The 17,388-nt window shown below is 58.1% G+C and carries 14 protein-coding genes; 9 read left to right on the plus strand and 5 right to left on the minus strand.

Annotation, left to right across the window (positions count from 1 at the left end; translation table 11 throughout):
* Positions 1–23 precede the first annotated feature (23 nt).
* Positions 24–3,776, minus strand: coding sequence for a carboxypeptidase-like regulatory domain-containing protein (locus tag OHL23_RS05385; RefSeq protein ID WP_263350742.1), 3,753 nt, complete (start codon positions 3,774–3,776; stop codon positions 24–26).
* Between the two features lie 351 nt (positions 3,777–4,127).
* On the opposite strand from OHL23_RS05385, the gene OHL23_RS05390 reads away from it, so the two are divergent.
* From OHL23_RS05390 to OHL23_RS05400, 3 genes are all read left to right on the plus strand, one after another.
* Entirely contained in the window at positions 4,128–5,588 is a 1,461-nt protein-coding gene (locus tag OHL23_RS05390; protein ID WP_263350743.1) for a bifunctional folylpolyglutamate synthase/dihydrofolate synthase, read from the plus strand.
* A complete protein-coding gene (locus OHL23_RS05395) occupies positions 5,585–6,334 on the plus strand; it encodes a lysophospholipid acyltransferase family protein (RefSeq protein WP_263350744.1) in 750 nt (249 codons plus the stop codon). Before OHL23_RS05390 ends, OHL23_RS05395 begins: the two co-directional genes overlap by 4 nt.
* Before the next feature lie 99 nt (positions 6,335–6,433).
* On the plus strand, positions 6,434–6,913 hold the full coding sequence (locus OHL23_RS05400; RefSeq protein ID WP_263350745.1) for a ferritin-like domain-containing protein: 480 nt from the start codon (positions 6,434–6,436) through the stop codon (positions 6,911–6,913).
* A gap of 185 nt (positions 6,914–7,098) precedes the next feature.
* On the opposite strand, the gene OHL23_RS05405 is transcribed toward OHL23_RS05400, so the two are convergent.
* Positions 7,099–7,440 carry a hypothetical protein gene (locus OHL23_RS05405; protein WP_263350746.1) on the minus strand — a complete coding sequence of 114 codons (342 nt, stop codon included), beginning with the start codon at positions 7,438–7,440 and terminating at the stop codon, positions 7,099–7,101.
* Between the two features lie 24 nt (positions 7,441–7,464).
* Complete coding sequence (locus OHL23_RS05410) at positions 7,465–8,508, minus strand: hypothetical protein (RefSeq protein WP_263350747.1); 1,044 nt, start codon at positions 8,506–8,508, stop codon at positions 7,465–7,467.
* 160 nt (positions 8,509–8,668) lie between these two features.
* On the opposite strand from OHL23_RS05410, the gene OHL23_RS05415 reads away from it, so the two are divergent.
* From OHL23_RS05415 to OHL23_RS05430, 4 genes are all read left to right on the plus strand, one after another.
* Entirely contained in the window at positions 8,669–9,724 is a 1,056-nt protein-coding gene (locus OHL23_RS05415) for a DUF2235 domain-containing protein (RefSeq protein WP_263350748.1), read from the plus strand.
* 169 nt (positions 9,725–9,893) lie between these two features.
* Positions 9,894–10,172 (plus strand): PQ-loop domain-containing transporter, encoded by a 279-nt coding sequence (locus OHL23_RS05420; protein WP_263350749.1) that lies wholly within the window; start codon positions 9,894–9,896, stop codon positions 10,170–10,172.
* Between the two features lie 247 nt (positions 10,173–10,419).
* The gene (locus OHL23_RS05425; protein ID WP_263350750.1) at positions 10,420–10,917 is read left to right on the plus strand and encodes a DNA/RNA non-specific endonuclease; all 498 of its coding nucleotides are present in this window, start codon (positions 10,420–10,422) and stop codon (positions 10,915–10,917) included.
* 52 nt (positions 10,918–10,969) lie between these two features.
* Positions 10,970–11,782 carry a gamma-glutamyl-gamma-aminobutyrate hydrolase family protein gene (locus OHL23_RS05430; RefSeq protein WP_263350751.1) on the plus strand — a complete coding sequence of 271 codons (813 nt, stop codon included), beginning with the start codon at positions 10,970–10,972 and terminating at the stop codon, positions 11,780–11,782.
* 13 nt (positions 11,783–11,795) lie between these two features.
* Here the strand turns inward: OHL23_RS05430 and OHL23_RS05435 are convergent, their stop codons facing one another.
* Positions 11,796–12,761, minus strand: a complete 966-nt coding sequence (locus OHL23_RS05435; protein WP_263350752.1) for a VirK/YbjX family protein — start codon at positions 12,759–12,761, stop codon at positions 11,796–11,798.
* A gap of 716 nt (positions 12,762–13,477) precedes the next feature.
* On the opposite strand from OHL23_RS05435, the gene OHL23_RS05440 reads away from it, so the two are divergent.
* Both OHL23_RS05440 and OHL23_RS05445 read left to right on the plus strand, forming a co-directional pair.
* Positions 13,478–13,909 carry a TfoX/Sxy family protein gene (locus tag OHL23_RS05440; RefSeq protein ID WP_263350753.1) on the plus strand — a complete coding sequence of 144 codons (432 nt, stop codon included), beginning with the start codon at positions 13,478–13,480 and terminating at the stop codon, positions 13,907–13,909.
* A gap of 54 nt (positions 13,910–13,963) precedes the next feature.
* Positions 13,964–14,626 (plus strand): YdeI/OmpD-associated family protein, encoded by a 663-nt coding sequence (locus tag OHL23_RS05445; RefSeq protein WP_263350754.1) that lies wholly within the window; start codon positions 13,964–13,966, stop codon positions 14,624–14,626.
* 83 nt (positions 14,627–14,709) lie between these two features.
* Here the strand turns inward: OHL23_RS05445 and OHL23_RS05450 are convergent, their stop codons facing one another.
* On the minus strand, positions 14,710–17,373 hold the full coding sequence (locus OHL23_RS05450; protein ID WP_263350755.1) for an ABC transporter permease: 2,664 nt from the start codon (positions 17,371–17,373) through the stop codon (positions 14,710–14,712).
* Positions 17,374–17,388 lie beyond the last annotated feature (15 nt).

Consider the following 17,388-nt stretch of genomic DNA (forward strand, 5'->3'; position numbering starts at 1 on the left):
TTCGTCCATGGAATGTACAGCGCTTAAAACTCCACTCGCAGCGAGAACTGCATCACCCGCGCGCCGGTATTTGTAAATGCACCGTTCGTCGCACTCGTCAGCGTCCCGGTAATCTGCCCGAATTCACTGCTCGTAATATCCGAGATTGGGTTTGAGAACACAGGGTGGTTCAGCGCATTGAAAGCATCCGCGCGGAACTTCACATTAACCTTCTCCACCACCGGGAACGTCTTGCCCAGTCCCGCATCGAAGGTAAACGCCCCCGGTCCGCGCAACGTGTTCCGTCCGCCGACCCCAAAGCCCACAGGACCCGTAAAGTCACCCAGCACCGTCGCCGGATTCGAGTACCAGTAAACGGCGCCGCTCGATGTCTTGTTCAGGTGGCTCTGAATCGCGCCATTCGCGCCCGTAAAGATAGCTGGAGCATTGTTCGCATATCCTGCCACGTAGGCATTCGAAGTGGCATTGAATGGCATTCCGCTATGCCACGCCGGAATACCGTCGACATTCCATCCGCCAATCACCTCATCGATCCACCGCGGAACGTTGGCGGCAAACGTGTTGCCACGCCCAAACGGCAGATCGTACAGCACATCCGAAGTGATCACATTCCGCGTATCAAAGTCCGAGTTACCCCGGCATTCGCGCGGCCGCACCACATCGCAGATAAAGCCCACCCCTGAGTTCGACGCAATCGAGTTCGCAATGAGGGAAGTGTTGTCGATCGAGTGCGACCACGTATAGTTCACATCGAACTGCAAACCCTGCGACAGGTTCTTCGAAAGCGTTACCAGCATGCCGTGATAGTTCGAAGATCCCTTGTTGGTGATAAAGGTATCCTCCGCAAGCTGCGCCGCCATGCCTACGTTGTAGTTCAGAAAGCCATCCGCCGACAGCGCCTGGATCGTATCCGCAAAATCGCCGCGCTGCGCCAGCACTCCGTAGAACTGCGTCACCACCTGCGTTCCGCTATAAGGACCATAAGAGAACTGGTTATCGAACCAGGGCTGCGCCGTCACATTCGACGGATTAACCCCCTGGCGCAATTGCTTCGTGATATTCGCAAACGCCGTCGACATCATCTGCCCCGAGGTCGGGTCAGGGTTATCGATAAGCTGCGAAGCATCCGCCTGCGCAATCAGCCGCCGTCCCAGCCGTCCCACATACGAGGTCTTCAGCACAAAGTGATCCGGAAACTCATGCTGGAACCCGGCATTGAACGCAATCGAGTAAGGATTCCGCAATCCCGGATCAATCGCCGTCTGGAATTCGCCGTTCGCCAGTCCAAACGGCGTCGCGTTTGCGCCCACGCCGCTCACATACGGCGTATACGGAGTCGTGATCACCGGAGCCACCGGCGGTGTCGGAATCGAATCGATCGAAGTAAATCGTGGTTCCACAGCCAGTGAAGCCGTCGGGTCAGTCAGGCCATAGATGTTCGCCGCGCTTGCCTGGAACAGATAGGAGCTCTGATCCTGGATAAAGTTGACCGCATTGATCACCGTGCGATCAAAGATGATGTTCGCGCTGCCGTTGAAAACCGTCTTCGGCGAATTCGTCGGCGTATAGGCAAAGGCAAAGCGTGGAGCAAAGTTGTTATAGCTAGGCTTGTACATCCCCGCCGCATGGTTAGCCTTCCCACCCAACGAGTAGCTGATAAATGGAACGGCCGTCGCACCCGATGCGCCAGCCGCGCTCTGTGCCAGTCGCGCGTCGAAATAACTGTCGAAGCCCGTGTTCTGAATCGACTCCAGCCCCTGCGTTTCGTAAGGCACGGAGTAGAGCATGTACTTCACGCCATAGCTCAGCGTCAGATTTTTCGTCGCCTTCCACGTATCGCCGAAGTAAAGCTCGGTTTGGTAGTAACGATAATGCCGCGCCGCGCCAGAGCCCTGCTGCAGCACACTGCCCTTGTTGTCATAGTCGTAATTCGCGCCTAGCTGACTGTACGCGCCCAGGGCAAAAGCATACGCGCTGTCAAACGTCGTCGTCGCCGCCGTTCCGCTCGCGCCGATATTGGAGGGCCGCAGAGCCGGATCAAGCGCCAGGTTTTCTCCGCCCAGCCCAACCGTAGGAAAGTAGTCGTCGCTGATCAGGCTGCTGTTCGTCTTGATGAACTTGAACGTCCCGCCAAAACCAAAGTCATGATTTCCCTTCTGCCAGCTGAAGTCATCCCGCACCACCGGAATCGGAACCCTGCGCCGCTGCTGATCGGCGATATTTCCATAAGGATTCGCAAAGGGACTGTTGAAGGCAAAGTTATCTACTCCAGTCGGGTCGTATTTCGTAGGAAAGTCGATAACGGAAACGGTGCTGCCGTAATACAACTGGTTCACCTTCGAGGGACTGATCGTCCACGTCCATCCAGCTACATACGCATAGCTTTCATCGAAAGACGGATACGTCAGCGGATCGCCGGCAAACTGGTTCGACAGCCCTGGAGTTACTGCGTTCTCGCGTGCAAACGTGACGCGCGCAAACAGCTTGTTTGCATCATTGAGCGTGTAATCTGCCCTTCCCACATAGTTGTTCAGTGTGTCAGGATTCGGAGAGTTGAATCGGAAGCCGCCCGAATTCACGCCGTCTCCCTGCGTCAGGTCGTTGGCCATCGGGTATCTCGAATTCACAAACGCCAGCAGTTGCGCATTCACGCCGATCCCCTGTGGATCTAGATTTACCGTGGACGCTCCAGCCGTAGCCGCGCTCGGGGTCGCAGTCAGGCCCGCAATGCAATTCGGTGTCGTATTCTGCCTAGAATTGTTGGGATCGCAACCCGGTGCATTCGTGATGTAAGAAATCGTTCCATTGCGGAAAGAATTCAGAGGAACATTCCGCTCCTCCGCCAGCGACTCCGCCACCCGCGATCCATCGTAATCAAAGAAGAAAAACAATTTGTTCTTGATCACCGGCCCGCCGAGGTTGCCGCCAAACTGGTTCCGGATCAGCGGCGCACGCGCCACTCCCGCATCGTTGTCGAACCAGTTATTGGCCGTCGCATCCGTATTGCGCAGATACTCATTCACATTCCCATGAAACTCATTGGTGCCGCCCTTGGTCACCATCTGAAACGCGCCGCCGCCACCCGGCCCGGAATTCGAAAGCGGCCCCGCAACCGTCCCGCGAAACTCCTGTACCGAATCCACCGGCGCATTGGCCACAATCGTGTACGCGCTTCCCGGCTCACCGCCCGCCGCAATATCATTCACATCCAGACCATCCAGCGTCACGCTGTTCTGGTCCTCGCGTGCACCCGTTACCGCCCCCGTGCTGCTCGTGCCCGGCTGCATCGTAAAGAGAACCGTAGGATTGGTGCGGTTATAGACCGGCAGCTCATCCACCATCTTCATATTGAAGTTGTTCCCGACCGTCGCATCCGTCGTATCCAGCGTCACATCGTCGCTTGTCGCCGACACAGCCACAGTCGAAGATACATTCCCGACCGGCAGCCTCGCATTCTGAGTCCGCGTCGTGGCCACATTCAGATACAGATTCGAAACCACCACTGACTCAAACCCATCTCGGGAGAAAGTCACCGTATGACCCGGTCCCGGCGCCACGTCCGTGATGGTGTAGGAACCAATGCCGGTGGTCACTGCTTTGTAGGTCGCGTTGGTTGCCGTATTCACCAGTTCGACATTTGCGCCCGCAATAACCGCTCCTGTCGTATCCGTCACGAGACCCGTCAGGGAAGCTACATCCTGAGCCTTCAGCGCGGTGGAAAAAACGATAGACAACGACAGAACCAGCAACTTCCATAAGGTACTTCTGAACTGCATCCGACTTCTCCAAAAAAGGAATGTATAGAGAGCTCCCCACGGCTTCGAGTTGCGAGCGCAGTCTGGCTCTGTGATTAAGTTACGTGTGATCTTGTTCCTGAAGGAACGCAGCGTTTTAGGACTAAGTTAGCCGGCCAGGCTATTCGGGCGGCCGGGTCGCAGGCCCAATCGGGACTCTCCTGCATTCGCAACAAATGCATTGTGCAGTCAACAACTTGCAGCATCCGAACGAATCGGGAACCGCGCCTCATGTTTCCGGTGTTTTCAAGGTAGCACAGAGCAAGGCTGAATTCCGAGGCGCGAAAGTAACCCAAAAGATGCAGACGGTCCATCGCAGTAAAATGGAGTTGAATGTCCTACGCAGCCGCAATCGAAAATCTAAGCGCGCTCATGCCCGAGCTCTTCCACACCGCAGGCGCGCCACGCCGCAAATTCTCTCTCACTGAAATCGGCACCCTCTGCGCCGCCCTCGGCGATCCGCAAAGCCGATTTCCGTCCGTCCTGATCGCCGGCACCAACGGCAAAGGTTCCACGGCCTCGACCCTCGCCTCGATCGCCCGCGAATCCGGCCTACGCGTCGGGCTCTACACCTCGCCGCATCTCGACCGCGTCAACGAGCGCATCCGCCTCGGTGAACCTGCCCAACCTGATCAACTGGGTGCCCCAGGTCTCGCTTCTGAGACCTGGGCGTCGCTGCAGGACATCTCCGACGACGACTTCGCCCGCTTCTATTTCCGCGTCCACGACACCGCCCAACAGCTCGTCCTCGAAGCCAAACTCCCAGCCTTCCCCAGCTACTTCGAACTCCTGACCGCCCTCGCCTTCCTCTACTTCGCCGAATCCAAAGTAGATCTCGCCATCCTCGAAGTAGGCATGGGAGGCCGCCTCGACGCTACCAATATCGTCGATCCCATCCTGTCCGTCATTACCGACATCTCCCTCGACCATCAGGAGTGGCTCGGTGCAACCATCGACCTCATCGCCCGCGAAAAAGCCGGAATCCTCCGCCCGAACGGCACGCTAGTGACGCTTCCCCAGCACCCCGAAGCCAACCAGGCCCTCGGCGAAGTAGCCGTAGAGCTGAACGTCCGCGGCATCAGCGCAGCCGATTACATGCCCCAAATCGGCACAAATCCCGTCGCCCCCTACGCAATCGAAGTCCTCGGGAAGCAGATCCTCGTCGATTCCCCGCTCAAAGGCGCCCACCAGCATCGCAACATCGCTCTGGCCATCGCAGCCGCCGTCGAACTCCGTCACGCGCGCAACATCCCAATCACCCCCGAGACCATCCAGCGCGGCATCGCCACCACAAGCTGGCCCGGCCGCCTGGAAAAGCTAACCCTCCCCAATCCGCCCGAATTTCTGCTCGACGTAGCCCACAACCCCGCCGGAGCCTGGGCCCTCCGTGCTGCACTATCCGCCAATCAACCAGAGCGTTCGGGTGCCCCACATCTCGCTTCTGAGATGTGGGAGGGAAGCCAGGTCCTCATCTTCGCCTGCCTGCGCGACAAGCCCCTCCGCGAAATGACCCAGATCCTCTTCCCCATCTTCGACCACGTCATCCTTGCGCCGATCCACTCCCCCCGCGCCACCGAAGTCGCCGACCTGCAAGCCGCCGCCGAAGCCACAGGCGTCCCATCCACCCCCTCCAGCACCGTCGAAGAAGCCCTGCAGCTCGCTCTCCAGCTAAACCCCGCGAGAGTCGTCATCAGCGGCAGCGTCTATCTCGTCGGCGAAGCTCGCCATCTCCTCCTGGCATCCCGCATCACCCAATTCAAACAGGAAGGCAGCCGCCAGGACCCCGCTCCGTGAGACCGAACCAGCTTTCATTCTTCATCCGCCAGCGCAGCAACATCCTCCTGGCCCCGCCATTCCTCCTCGCCACCGCCTTCTTCGGCAGCCTGGCCCTCGCCGCCTCGCTCTTCGACAAGCACGGCGGCCTGCAACACCGTATCGCCCGCGTCTGGGCCCACGCCTGCGTTCTCTTCTCCGGCGCAACGCTCCAGGTAATCGGCCTCGAAAACATCCCCGCCGAAACTGCCGTCTTCGCCTCCAACCACACCTCCTACATGGACACGCCGGTAGTCTTCGCCAGCCTTCCCTTCCAATTCCGTATCCTGGCGAAAAAAGAACTCTGGACCCTCCCCTTCATCGGCTGGTATCTCGACCGCTCCGGCCAGATCCCCATCGATACCGCGAACCCCCGTACCACCCTCTCCAGCTTCGCCGCCGGAGTCAAAACCCTCCGTGGCGGCCTCAACGTCTTCGTCTTCCCCGAAGGCGGCCGCACTCCCGACGGCAATCTCCAGACCTTCCTCAACGGAGCCGCATTCCTCGCCATCCGCGGCCAGGTCCCACTCGTCCCAATCGCCCTCGTCGGTGTCCGCGACCTGCTCCCTATGCACACCCGGCACTTCTACCCGTCTCCCAATGGAACCCCGCTAAAACTCATCTTCGGCAAGCCAATCCAGACCAAACATCATCATCTCCGCGAGTCTGAAGCCCTCACCGCCCAACTCCGCGAAGCCATTGATCAGCTAATTCAGCAACACAGCTAAGTCATCCCCAACCCTAATCAGCTCTCCTGCTGCCGAAAAGAAGCCAACACGCCCCGTCCTCTCTGCATCCAACCACGAGAAACAGAGAGGATAGGAAACATGGCGAAAGAGAAAAAGGATAACTCCGGAGCGAACGCCGTCGCAGAACTGATTGATGCATTGAACGAAGACCTGGCCCGCGAATATCAGGCCATCATCGCCTACACCGTCTACAGCAACGTGCTCAGCGGCGCACAATGGATGAACATCGCCGCCGAACTGAAGCTTCACGCCGCTCAAGAGCTTCAGCACGCGATGATCCTCGCCGACCAGATCGACTACCTTGGTGGAGATCCCACCGCCACTCCCAAGCCAGTCAAGCTATCGAAGAAACCCGAAGATATGCTCCGCTTCGACCTCGACAACGAAACCGAAACCATCAAGAACTACCGCAAGCGCGTCAAACAAGCCGAAGCCATCGGCCACTTCGCTCTTGCTGAATCTCTTCGCGGCATCCTCGTGCAGGAGCAAAATCACCAGCACGACCTGGCGACCGCGCTGGGCATTGATGTCCCAAAGGTCTTCGAAGACGGCGCATAGCAACGGCAAAGCTGTTGGGCCTTCACACGCTGCGAAAAAACTCGGTTCGGACGGAGGCTGGGGTTTTAACCCCAGCCTTAAGCCAAAAGAATCGAGGGGGCTTCAGCCCCGGAGGGATGTTTTTCTCTGATTCCGCAGCCTGTTTAGCCCCGTGCGATGACCTCTTTTCAAACTGGCCTACTAAACTAGATCCCCGGCACCAGCTTCAGCACATTGTTGATCGCCCCGGCTACCGCGCCAATCGTAGCTATCCCCCCGGTAATCCCCGATATCTTCTTTTGGAGGGCCTTCAACCCAGTGTTGGTCGCAGTAAGCTGCGCCAGCAGGGCCTGAAACTGCGCATCATCGGCCTGAATCCGATACATATCGTCAGCCTGCAATAAGTTCCCAATGTCCAGTTGGCTCGCGTTCAGCGCCTTCGTCAACTCGAAGTCGTTGGTCGTTTCCAGCGCAGCCTCATTCTTGTCATAAACCGCCTTATAGGCAGCTCGCACATCCGGCGAGAGCGGAATCGTTGGCGTACCCAAAGTTATCCTCCCCTGTCTACCGTGCTACTTAGAAGAAATCGAAGAATAGAACCTGCCCAGACCCTCTCCCGCTGCAATCAGTTCCGTCAGCTTGTCCTTCAGCGATCCCGGATTGGCCTTCGCCAACTCCTCCGCCAGCGCATGATGGGTCATCGCCAGTTTGATGATCGCGCCTCTTAGCCCCGATAACTGCAGCGCTGCCACATGCTGCTCGCGAACCAACTCCTGCATCTTCGCAATCTCGTTCCTGCGCTCCACTTCGCTGAGCGTAATACCCGGGTCCATCACGAATTCCTTCTCCTGCCCCAGCAGGTAGTTGAAGTCAATCGTCTCCGCGTCACTCATCGCATCGACCTCGCCGATCATCGTCTTGCACAACGGAACAACCTGCAGATCAAGTTTGATAATGAGCGGCGGCAGATCTTTTTCGATCGCCCGATAAGTCAGGAACTGCCCCAGAGCATTTGCTCCAGTAGCAATAAGATTCTGGTCCGTCGTCGAAATCGGCATCGCCGGCGTCACAGTTGTGGTGGCCGTTGCGGTCGTTGTCCCACCGGTCTCCGAGGTCGACATGGTCACCGTCGTAGTCGGGCTCGTCGCCGGAATTCCCAGCGCATTCTCCACCGTCGGGACCACCGTATTCCCAAGTCCCGTCAGGTCGCCGCCCAGCGACTTCGAAGCCTCATCCAGCTCTTTCGACTGCGTTCCGTTCGTGATTGCGACCAGCGTCTTCACATATAGCTGAAATGCCTTCAGAACCTTCAGCCGCAGTTCTACATCCTTATCCGACATCAGCGGATGAAGAACCCTCAGCTTGTCTGTCGAATGATCTTTCTCAAACCCTGTAACTTCGTCATAGTCCGCGCGCTTTTCATGAATCGCATTCGCTGCCTGATACGCCGCCGCAGCCTGATCGATCACTGGCGCAGTTGCCGCAGCCAGCGCAGTGGTGTGCTCTTTCACTGGCTTCAGGCATCCGGCCGTCAGCAGGCACAACGACGCGGCCAGCACCACGGCCCCGCGATGCATCGGCCCGCGTCTGAACCACAGGCTCCGAGAAATCAACATGGGTTGCATCCCCGCATAGGAAATCGAACCCAACCCGAATGTCAAGTTAGTTTTTAGTATCAACCTGCAATCGTCGCCCCGGAGAATCTTGGCCGAATGTTATTCACCATCCGTCCACTCCTGGGGTATGGTACTTGCAACCTAGTCTCCGGAGCGACCAATGTCCAAACGAATCGTCTTCCTCTCCGACGGCACCTGGCAGGGGCCTCTGAACAACACCAATGTCTACCGCCTCTATAAAGCCCTGCAGGTCAGCTCCGATCAGGTCGTCTACTACGACGACGGAGTGGGCGCCGACGCTACCGGCTTGGATCGCCTCATCGAAGGCGCCTTCGCCACCACCATCTTTCAAAAGATCATGGATGGATACACCACCATCGCCCACGTCTACGAACCCGGCGACCAGATCTATCTCTTCGGCTTCAGTCGCGGAGCCTATACCGTCCGTTCCCTGGCCGGCATGATCGCTACTTGCGGCCTTCCCAGCGGCTCCTTCACCGACGACTGCGTCACCCAGGCTTTCAACGCCTACCGCAACCCAGCCCAACGGCAGTCAATCCTCGCCTCACTCTCCGCCTGCGGCCTCGCCGACGCCACGATCACACTTATCGGTGTCTGGGACACCGTCGGAGCCCTCGGCATTCCCGCCATCTTCGGCGGCATCGACGAATCCAAATACGGATTCCTCAACACCAGCCTTCACCCCGACGTGAAAAATGCCGTCCACTGCCTCGCCATCGATGAACAACGAGCACAATTCCCCGCCACGCTCTGGGACCCGCTCCCGCCAACACCGCCCGGCCAGCAACCCAGCCAAACTCTCACCCAGGTCTGGTTCTCCGGCTGCCACGGCGATGTAGGCGGAGGCACCCTGCCCGGCGGACCGCTCGACCACGACACTCGTCTTTGCGACTTCTCCATGGGCTATATGGTCGCCCAGGCACAGGCCCACGGGCTCACCTTCGATCCCACAATGGCAGCTCAATACGGTGCCCTGCCGCAGGAGTCCGCCCTCGACATCATCCGCGAATCCTGGGCCCCCAAAGACGGACCACCACACCTGCGTCCAATCCCTCCAGGCTCCCAGGTATCCAACAGCGTAGCCGTCCGCATCCAATACGCCCTCACCTACACACCGGGTAACCTGACGCTCACGGATAGCCTTCTGGACAGCTCCTACACCCAGGTCAATCTAGTCGACACCAACGCCCTCTAATCATGGAATCCATGAAAGAGCTAGCATTTGCCCTTTCTGTCTGTCCTAACCACAAATCTGGGTGCCCCATCCTTGACGCGCACTTTGCGGCAAGGGTGGGATTACCAAAACTCTCCTCATCCGACCCTCCACTGATTTCAACGAACAATCAAAATGCTAGATTGATCCCATGAAAGAAATCGTCGCCGTAATCTTCGGCCTCGGCCTGCTCTGCAACGCTTTGCTTTTTGTGCCCCAGATCATCGCCGTCTGGCGCAAGAAAACCGACGAAGGAATTTCTCTGATCACCTTCGGCGGCTTCAGCATCCTGCAAGTCGTCGGGATCATCCACGGCCTCTACCAGCAAGATCCATCCCTCACGCTAGGCATGGCTGCCAGCCTGCTCACCTGCGGTTCCGTAACAGGACTAACTCTCTTCTACCGCATTCGCAGGTGTGGGTCTGTTTGAAGAGTACGGCCTTTAGCCCGCACATTAAGCCGAGCAAGATAAAACGGTACGGTCTTTTTCAGCGCCAATGGCGCGCCGTTATCCCAGCCCAGCCCAACGGGCTGGGTGTCAAAGGCCTGAAAAATCGGCTCAGGGCTGAAAGCCCGCTCTATCCTCTTCGGGAGCGCTGTGGATGCCGAAAATCATCCTAACTCCATGAAACGCCCGCGCCCGCGATGCTACCATCCCTCCAATGGAACGATCTCGCATGACACTCCCCGACATCAGCGGCCGATTCACCTTTAAGAGCGGATACCAGGGCCAGACCTTTTACAAAAAGGCGTCGGGAGAGCTCGGCGTCCCCGGCCAAGTCATGACCCATCGTGACGAAGCCGCCCAGCGCGGCGTCTCTGCCGGAACCGGCGAGCACGCCGGCCATCTCATCGGCATCCAGTTCGGAGCCCCCGGCGACCTGCGCAATCTGGGCATCCAAAACCCCAACATGAACACCTTCGCCCCAAAGCCGCTTCAGGAAGCCTTTCAAGGCTCCGGCGGCAGCTATCACCGCGTCGAATCCGGTTGGGCCAGCCTGCTCCTCCAGGGCTATCGAGTCGAAGTCACCGTCACCGACAAATACCGCACCGGCGAAAACCGCCCCTATACCCGCTCCGTCTCCTGGACAGAAACGTCACCCGGCGGCGGCGTTACACAAAAAGCCCTGGAGTTCGTCAACTTCACCTCGCCCCAAAGCCGCGCCAAAGCCTGACAGATCAGCCATCGATTCAGCCCACGCGCTACAATCGCCGCAGGGGTAAATCATGTCGGTCCACATCGCCATACCCGAGCCCACCAGCCCTCGCTTCGTCGAAGATTCCCAGGCCTACAACCTGCGTTCCCTCCCGCAGTACCTCCACGCCCTCTACTCCGCCGGAGCCACGCCCATCCCGATCCCCCTGCACGAAACCCCGCAGCGCGTCGCCAAAATTCTCTCTACCTGTCACGGAATCCTTCTCCCCGGCAGTCCCGCCGACATCGACCCCCAGAAATACGGCGAATCGGCAATTCCCCTCTGCGAACGCCCCGACGCCGACCGGGCCGCCGTCGACGAACTCCTCATCCAGGACGCCTTTAACCTCCACAAGCCCATCCTGGCCATCTGCCAGGGCACGCAAGCCCTCAACGTCTGGTGCGGCGGCACACTGATCCAGGACATCCCGACGCAAATCGGAACCGCCGTAAATCACAGCCCTGGCCGCTCCGTAACCGAAGCTCACCCCATAGAAATCACGCCCAACACCCGTCTGGCTACAATCGCAAAGCATTGCCATCCAGAGCACAGCGAAAGATCGGCTCTGCCGCCGCTCTCCATCTCGGAGTACGTCAACTCCAGCCATCACCAGGCCATCCGCACCCCCGGCGACAATCTGCTCGTCTCCGCCCGCTCCCCGCAGGACGAAATCATCGAAGCCGTGGAACTCGCCTCCAGCGATCATTTTGTCGTCGCCGTCCAGTGGCACCCTGAGCGTTCCTACGACCAAAGCGCCCTCTCCCGCGCCATATTCGCCGCCTTCGTCCACGCCAGCGAATCCTGGACCCCAAGAAGAATCGAAGAATCCGTCCTGGCCAGCTAGCAGGAAGTGTCCCTCACTGCGTTAACTGAACAGGAAGCTCCGAGTTCTGTTCCTGTTGCAAGTGCTCGCCGTCCCTCCGCCAATTCCGTTGAAAAAACCGCAGCACAGTATCCGCGACGTCGCGCTTGAAGGCGCGCTTTTCCTTCGTTCGCAGCTTATGGCCCCGCTTCACATCCTGAAGCGGCCTCTCCGGAATAGGCACCGGGCAGCGGAAGAGGTTGTCCGAGCCCATCACCGCTCCTACCGTGGTGAAAAACTCATCGTAGGCCTTGCGAAATATCTCATCGCATTCTTCGCAGTAGGCCGACTGGCGTACCGCCGAGACACCCACGATCTCGCTAACCCCAAACGCCTCTGCGAAACCCTGCAGCGCCGCCAGCAGAAACGAAGCAGGCGCGACATCATTCATCGCCTTCGTCGCCTGCTGAATCAATCGGTACTTCCCCTTCATCCCCTGCATTCGGGAGATCAGAAGAACTTCCGGCGCGTCGGAGTGAACGATCGATCCCGGCACGATCGAGAAGGATATAACGTAGATGCCTGTCCCGTTATGCTCCAAAGTGAGAGAGAGCTCCCCCTCTTTATCCCATGGCCGCGAAAGATTGGTGATCACCCGGTAAACGTTCTCGCCATCGCGTATTTCCAACACAGTCACACTGCGATGCAGAATCCGGCGCAACATCCTGTCCGGCAATGCCCCAAGCAGCCGGCCATAATGATGCAAAAAGCAGGTCTTGCGTTCAGCAACAGAAAGGTCTCGGGCCAGATAATCGTCCGCTGCAAACTTGATCGCGAATCGAGGGTTGCAAGGCAGCACTTCGGCCAGCACTGGATACCTCAGCAGCCGCAGAATCTCCAGCTGGCACGGCAGATGGGACACGACGCGCAACGCCACTCGGGCAAGCCGGGTGAGCGACCAGGTTTCCTCGGCAATCTCTGACCTCTGTGCCGACGCAAAAGGCATTACGCTTTCAACCATCCTGAATCCGCCGCGCAATGTTCAGGTGACGTTAGTAACCCGATCCGATGCGGCTCTATGAGTGCCAGAATACAGGACTTCGGATCGCTGCACCTGTCCAATATGCCTCTCAGGCCTCTGGATTTCGAGAAAATCTGCATATACCCAACAGTTAAAAACCTGCCGCTGGTTCTTATCCGAAGGTCTCGGCTTAGGCACAATTACCGCGGAGGTGTCACGTCTGGCTCGGTTGGTGAATAACGAAGCTCTTGGATTATTCGCCGGAACAAACCGGGAACGGGAAGTTAGCGACTTGCTCTTTTGGAGGCTTGCGAACATGAGATTGCCTACAGCTCAAGCTATCTCATGGACAAAGTGTTGAGTGAGTGCAACTTATCGTGCAGAAGTAACTCTTTCGCCGATCTGTTACTTGCGCCGCGCAAAAGGGGGTGCGTTTCGAGCCAGTCTTGTTTGTTCTCTCAAACCGAATTGCTGGGATATTCGCGTCTAAAAGGCTTGTGAATCCTGGTGCAGCTTCCCTTCGGTTCTGTGTTCCTGGATTCAAGTGGAGGCGCAAATCCGGAATTCGGTCAGCGCGCGAAAAGATTACTGTATCACTGAAGTTACCTCCCATAAGCGTAATTCTGAACCCGAAGTCCACGAATTTTAATCAAGGTAACGTGCCTCCCCAAAGGCGGCTCGTCCCCTTCATACCCTTTCGGCGCTATCATCCTCCCATGCCTCGCCACACGAGTCAGTCCGATCACGCCAACCCAAAGCCCAAGCGCAAATCCCCGCCTTATCCCTTCATCCTCGAAGCCCTTGCGCCTCTGCATCCCGAGGTACGCCCCATGTTCAGCGGCTATGCCGTCTATCTCGGCGACAAAATCGTTTGCATGCTTCGCGACAGCATCAAGTCCCCTGAAGACAACGGCCTCTGGCTGGTCTTTGCTGATATATTCGAGACCTCAGACGACCCCAGTGCCCTTCGCCACGAATTTCCCTCCATCCGTCCGATCAAGCTGCTGCAAGACAAAATCAAACATTGGCTCATCCTCCCGGCCGACAACCCCAATTTCGAGTCCGAATCCCTCGAGGCCTGCGACCTCCTCTTAGCCCACAATCCTCGGCTAGGCCGCATCCCCGAATCCCGTAAAGCCCGCCGCTAACTTGCTAACTCGCGAGGCTGTACACTGTTCTTCTCAAAAAAGGAGGAGCCGTCCATGAGCGCAACGCAGACCCCCGCCGCCCCAAAAGCGAGAACAGAAGCGAGAATCGACCTGTACATCTCCAAAGCCAAACCTTTCGCCCAGCCCATCCTCATCCACCTGCGCGAACTCGTGCACAAAGCCTGCCCCAACGTCGTAGAGACCATCAAGTGGAGCCGTCCATTCTTCGAATACAAAGGCGTGATCCTCGCCAACATGTCCGCCTTCAACGAGCACTGCAGCTTCGGCTTCTGGGGTGAAGAAATCGGCGCCGTCCTGCGTGAAGCCAACGTAGTTCAGGATGGCGGCATGGGCTCCCTCGGCCGTATCACATCCGTCAAAGACCTGCCGTCCAACAAGCAGATGCTGGACTTCCTTCGCCAGGCCACAGCCTTCGTCGATAACGGCCAGTACACCAGCCCTATCGCCGCGAGAAACAAAGTTGTCAAAGCGCCGAAGCCACCCGTGGACGAATTGCCACGGGAGTTCGCGGTCGCCCTGAAAGCCAATAAGAAAGCATCCACCGTCTTCGCAGCCTTCAGTCCCAGTTGCAAGCGCGAATACATCGAGTGGATCGCCGACGCCAAGCGCGCCGAAACCCGGGACAAGCGCATCGCCACCGCCGTCGAATGGATCGCTGAGGGTAAACAGCGCAACTGGAAATACCAGAACTGCTAGGGCCTCGGGTTGCTTTGAAAGGGCGTGGCTTCAGCCACGCCGCAGGGTCAGGCAAATCAGGCAGCTTTAGCGGTAGAGACCGGCTACTCGCTCCGCAGCGCCACCATCGGCTCTATCCTCGACGCCCGCACCGCCGGCACCGCGCAGGCCACAATGGCAGTGAGCATCAGGCAGCCAACCATCGCAACCAATACCATCGGATCGAAGGGGCTCGTTCCGTAGAGGATCGATCGAATTAGGTTTCCCGCCGTCGCGCCTCCAGCCAGACCGATCGCTAATCCCAGCGCCACAGGGCGCAGGCCATCCAACAGCACGATGCGCAATACTTCCGATCTTTGCGCTCCCAGTGCGATCCGAATTCCGATTTCGGCAACCCGCTGCGTCACCAGATACGAAAGAACCCCATAGAGCCCCACTCCGGCCAGCAGCAGCGAGAGCGCGGCAAAGGCGAGCACGAGCGTCGCACTCAGGTTCTGGCTCGCTGTTGTCAGTCCGAGGATCTGCTGCATCGTCAGCACATCGTAGACAGGTATTGTCGAGTCAAGCGCGGCCAGCTGCTGCTGAATGGGAATCGACAGCGCAAGCGGATCGACCGCTGCCCGAACCATGATCGTCGTGCTCCCGGTGAGTTCAGGAATGCCCGCAAGGATCGGAAAGTACATCGTTGCCTTGACGGGTTTGGCGACATCATAGAGCGTATCGCCAACTACGCCGACAATCTCGAAGTCTTCCTTGTTCGTATACCACGCGATATTCACGCGCTTGCCAATCGGGTCTTCCCCTGGAAAATACTGATCCGCAAATGTCTTGTTGACGATCGTGTAGTGGTAGTTCGCCAGACGTTCGTGATCGGTAAAAAATCGGCCGTGAATCAAAGGAATCTGCATCACGGAAAAATAACTCGGATCGATGGTGCGAGTCGTAGCGTCGTCTTCAATCGTCGAAGTTGGAGCAGGACGCCCGGGGATCGTAAAAACGCTGTCTCCCTCGTAACCCCCTCCTGGCGGAGTGGAAACCAGCGCCGCGGCGCGCACTCCGGGAATCCGGCGCACGCGATCCAGCAGCGCTTCGTGGAAGGCAATGACCTTTTCGGGCGTGTCATATTGCTTCTCCGGCAGCCCGTATTTGACCGTAAGCACGTTCTCCGTGACGCAGCCAAGATCGGCGGTACGCAGATGCAGGAAACTCTTGAAAAGCAATCCCGCCGAGACCAGCAGGATCACAGTCAGCGCAATCTCCGCGGTAAGCATCGTCTTGCGCAGCCACGCGCGGGAAGCGCTCCCGCCAATCGATCTCGACGACTCTTGCAGCGCGCCAAGTACACCTTTGCCCGTTGAAGAGATGGCCGGAACCAGACCGGCAAGCAACGCAGTGAGAACAATCAAGCCCGTTGTGAATGCGAGAACGCTTCCGTCCAGTTGAATCGACTCGGAGCGCGGCAGATTACGCCAGTGGCTCGCAAGCCATCGAGTCGCCAGAATCGAAAGCAGAAGCCCCAGCGACCCGCCTGCTGCGCAGATCAGCAAGCTCTCCGTCATCTGCTCGCGTATCAGCGCAAGGCGGCTGCCGCCCAGTGCACCGCGCACCGCAACCTCCTTGCGTCGCGAAGCGGCACGCGCCACCAGCAGATTCGATACATTCAGGCATGCAATCAGCAGCATGCAACCCACGGCAGACAGCAGGACAAGCAATGGCGTCTTCACGTCCAGCACAACATCGTCGATCATGGGGCGATAGAGAGCGTCTTCTGCTACCGGTTCCGATGCGTGGGCGAGGTGGAGCTGATACTGCAAAGCGCTTACCTCCTTCGTCGCCGCATCGGCGCTTACGCCCGGCCTGAGCCGCGCAACGACACGGCTCTGATGAGATCCATGCATCGCATACAGGTCCGCCGGAAAGGTCTGCGCATAAGGCACCCACACCTGAATCCTGGCATTGGGATAGGTAAACCAACTGGGCAGCACACCGACAACGGTGTAAGAGTTCGAGTCCAGATGGATCTGCTTGCCCAGTATCGAAGGATCACCCGCAAAGCGTCTTTGGAATAAGCTCCACGTAAGCATCACAACGTGGCCGGCTTCCAATCGATCTTCATCGGCAGTAAAGGTGCGTCCCAGAACCGGCCGTACGCCGAGCACTGAAAAAAGATTGTAAGAGCCTCCCGCCGCCTCCACGACTTCCGGTAATTCCGCATGCACTCCGGTGAGATTGAATCCATAGCGTCGCCAGGCAGCCATGTCTTCAAAACCATGCGTCTGTCGCCGCCAATCGACGAAATCTGCAGCCGAAACCACATTGAAATAGGTCCCGCTTGACGGGTCCCGGAAGTGTTCGTAAACCATGACCAGCTTGTCTGAATCCGGGAAGGGCAAAGGCTTCAGCAACACCGCGCGCACAATCGTAAACAGCGACGTAGTAGCGCCAATACCAAGCATCAGAACCAGCACGGAGACCAGCGTAAAGCCCGGCGAGCGCATCAGCGTCCGCATTCCATAACGCACGTCGCGCAGCAACGTCTCCAGCCAGTTCCAGTTCCATGTGGAGCGAGCCTGCTCGCGTACAAGGCCAGGATTGCCGAAGGACCGAATAGCCGCCCTTCGCGCCTCATCCGGTGTAAGTCCTCGCGCTGCGTTTTCGTTGATTTGCTGCTCAAGATGAAACTGCAACTCATCCTGAAGCCGTGCCGCTTCCGCCTGACGATGGAAGAGCATCCTTAAAGCTATTCGCACTCGTTCCAACCAGCGCATCTTCGCCTCCCGCTC

Origin of the sequence: Acidicapsa acidisoli (genome assembly GCF_025685625.1) — a bacterium.
GTDB lineage: Bacteria > Acidobacteriota > Terriglobia > Terriglobales > Acidobacteriaceae > Acidicapsa > Acidicapsa acidisoli.

Bases quoted from the DNA above. Each gene is read 5' to 3' on its own strand.
- OHL23_RS05385 (WP_263350742.1), bottom strand. From the start codon at position 3,776: ATGCAGTTCAGAAGTACCTTATGGAAGTTGCTGGTTCTGTCGTTGTCT.
- OHL23_RS05390 (WP_263350743.1), top strand. From the start codon at position 4,128: ATGTCCTACGCAGCCGCAATCGAAAATCTAAGCGCGCTCATGCCCGAG.
- OHL23_RS05400 (WP_263350745.1), top strand. From the start codon at position 6,434: ATGGCGAAAGAGAAAAAGGATAACTCCGGAGCGAACGCCGTCGCAGAA.
- OHL23_RS05410 (WP_263350747.1), bottom strand. From the start codon at position 8,508: ATGTTGATTTCTCGGAGCCTGTGGTTCAGACGCGGGCCGATGCATCGC.
- OHL23_RS05415 (WP_263350748.1), top strand. From the start codon at position 8,669: ATGTCCAAACGAATCGTCTTCCTCTCCGACGGCACCTGGCAGGGGCCT.
- OHL23_RS05420 (WP_263350749.1), top strand. From the start codon at position 9,894: ATGAAAGAAATCGTCGCCGTAATCTTCGGCCTCGGCCTGCTCTGCAAC.
- OHL23_RS05425 (WP_263350750.1), top strand. From the start codon at position 10,420: ATGACACTCCCCGACATCAGCGGCCGATTCACCTTTAAGAGCGGATAC.
- OHL23_RS05430 (WP_263350751.1), top strand. From the start codon at position 10,970: ATGTCGGTCCACATCGCCATACCCGAGCCCACCAGCCCTCGCTTCGTC.
- OHL23_RS05435 (WP_263350752.1), bottom strand. From the start codon at position 12,761: ATGGTTGAAAGCGTAATGCCTTTTGCGTCGGCACAGAGGTCAGAGATT.
- OHL23_RS05440 (WP_263350753.1), top strand. From the start codon at position 13,478: ATGCCTCGCCACACGAGTCAGTCCGATCACGCCAACCCAAAGCCCAAG.
- OHL23_RS05445 (WP_263350754.1), top strand. From the start codon at position 13,964: ATGAGCGCAACGCAGACCCCCGCCGCCCCAAAAGCGAGAACAGAAGCG.
- OHL23_RS05450 (WP_263350755.1), bottom strand. From the start codon at position 17,373: ATGCGCTGGTTGGAACGAGTGCGAATAGCTTTAAGGATGCTCTTCCAT.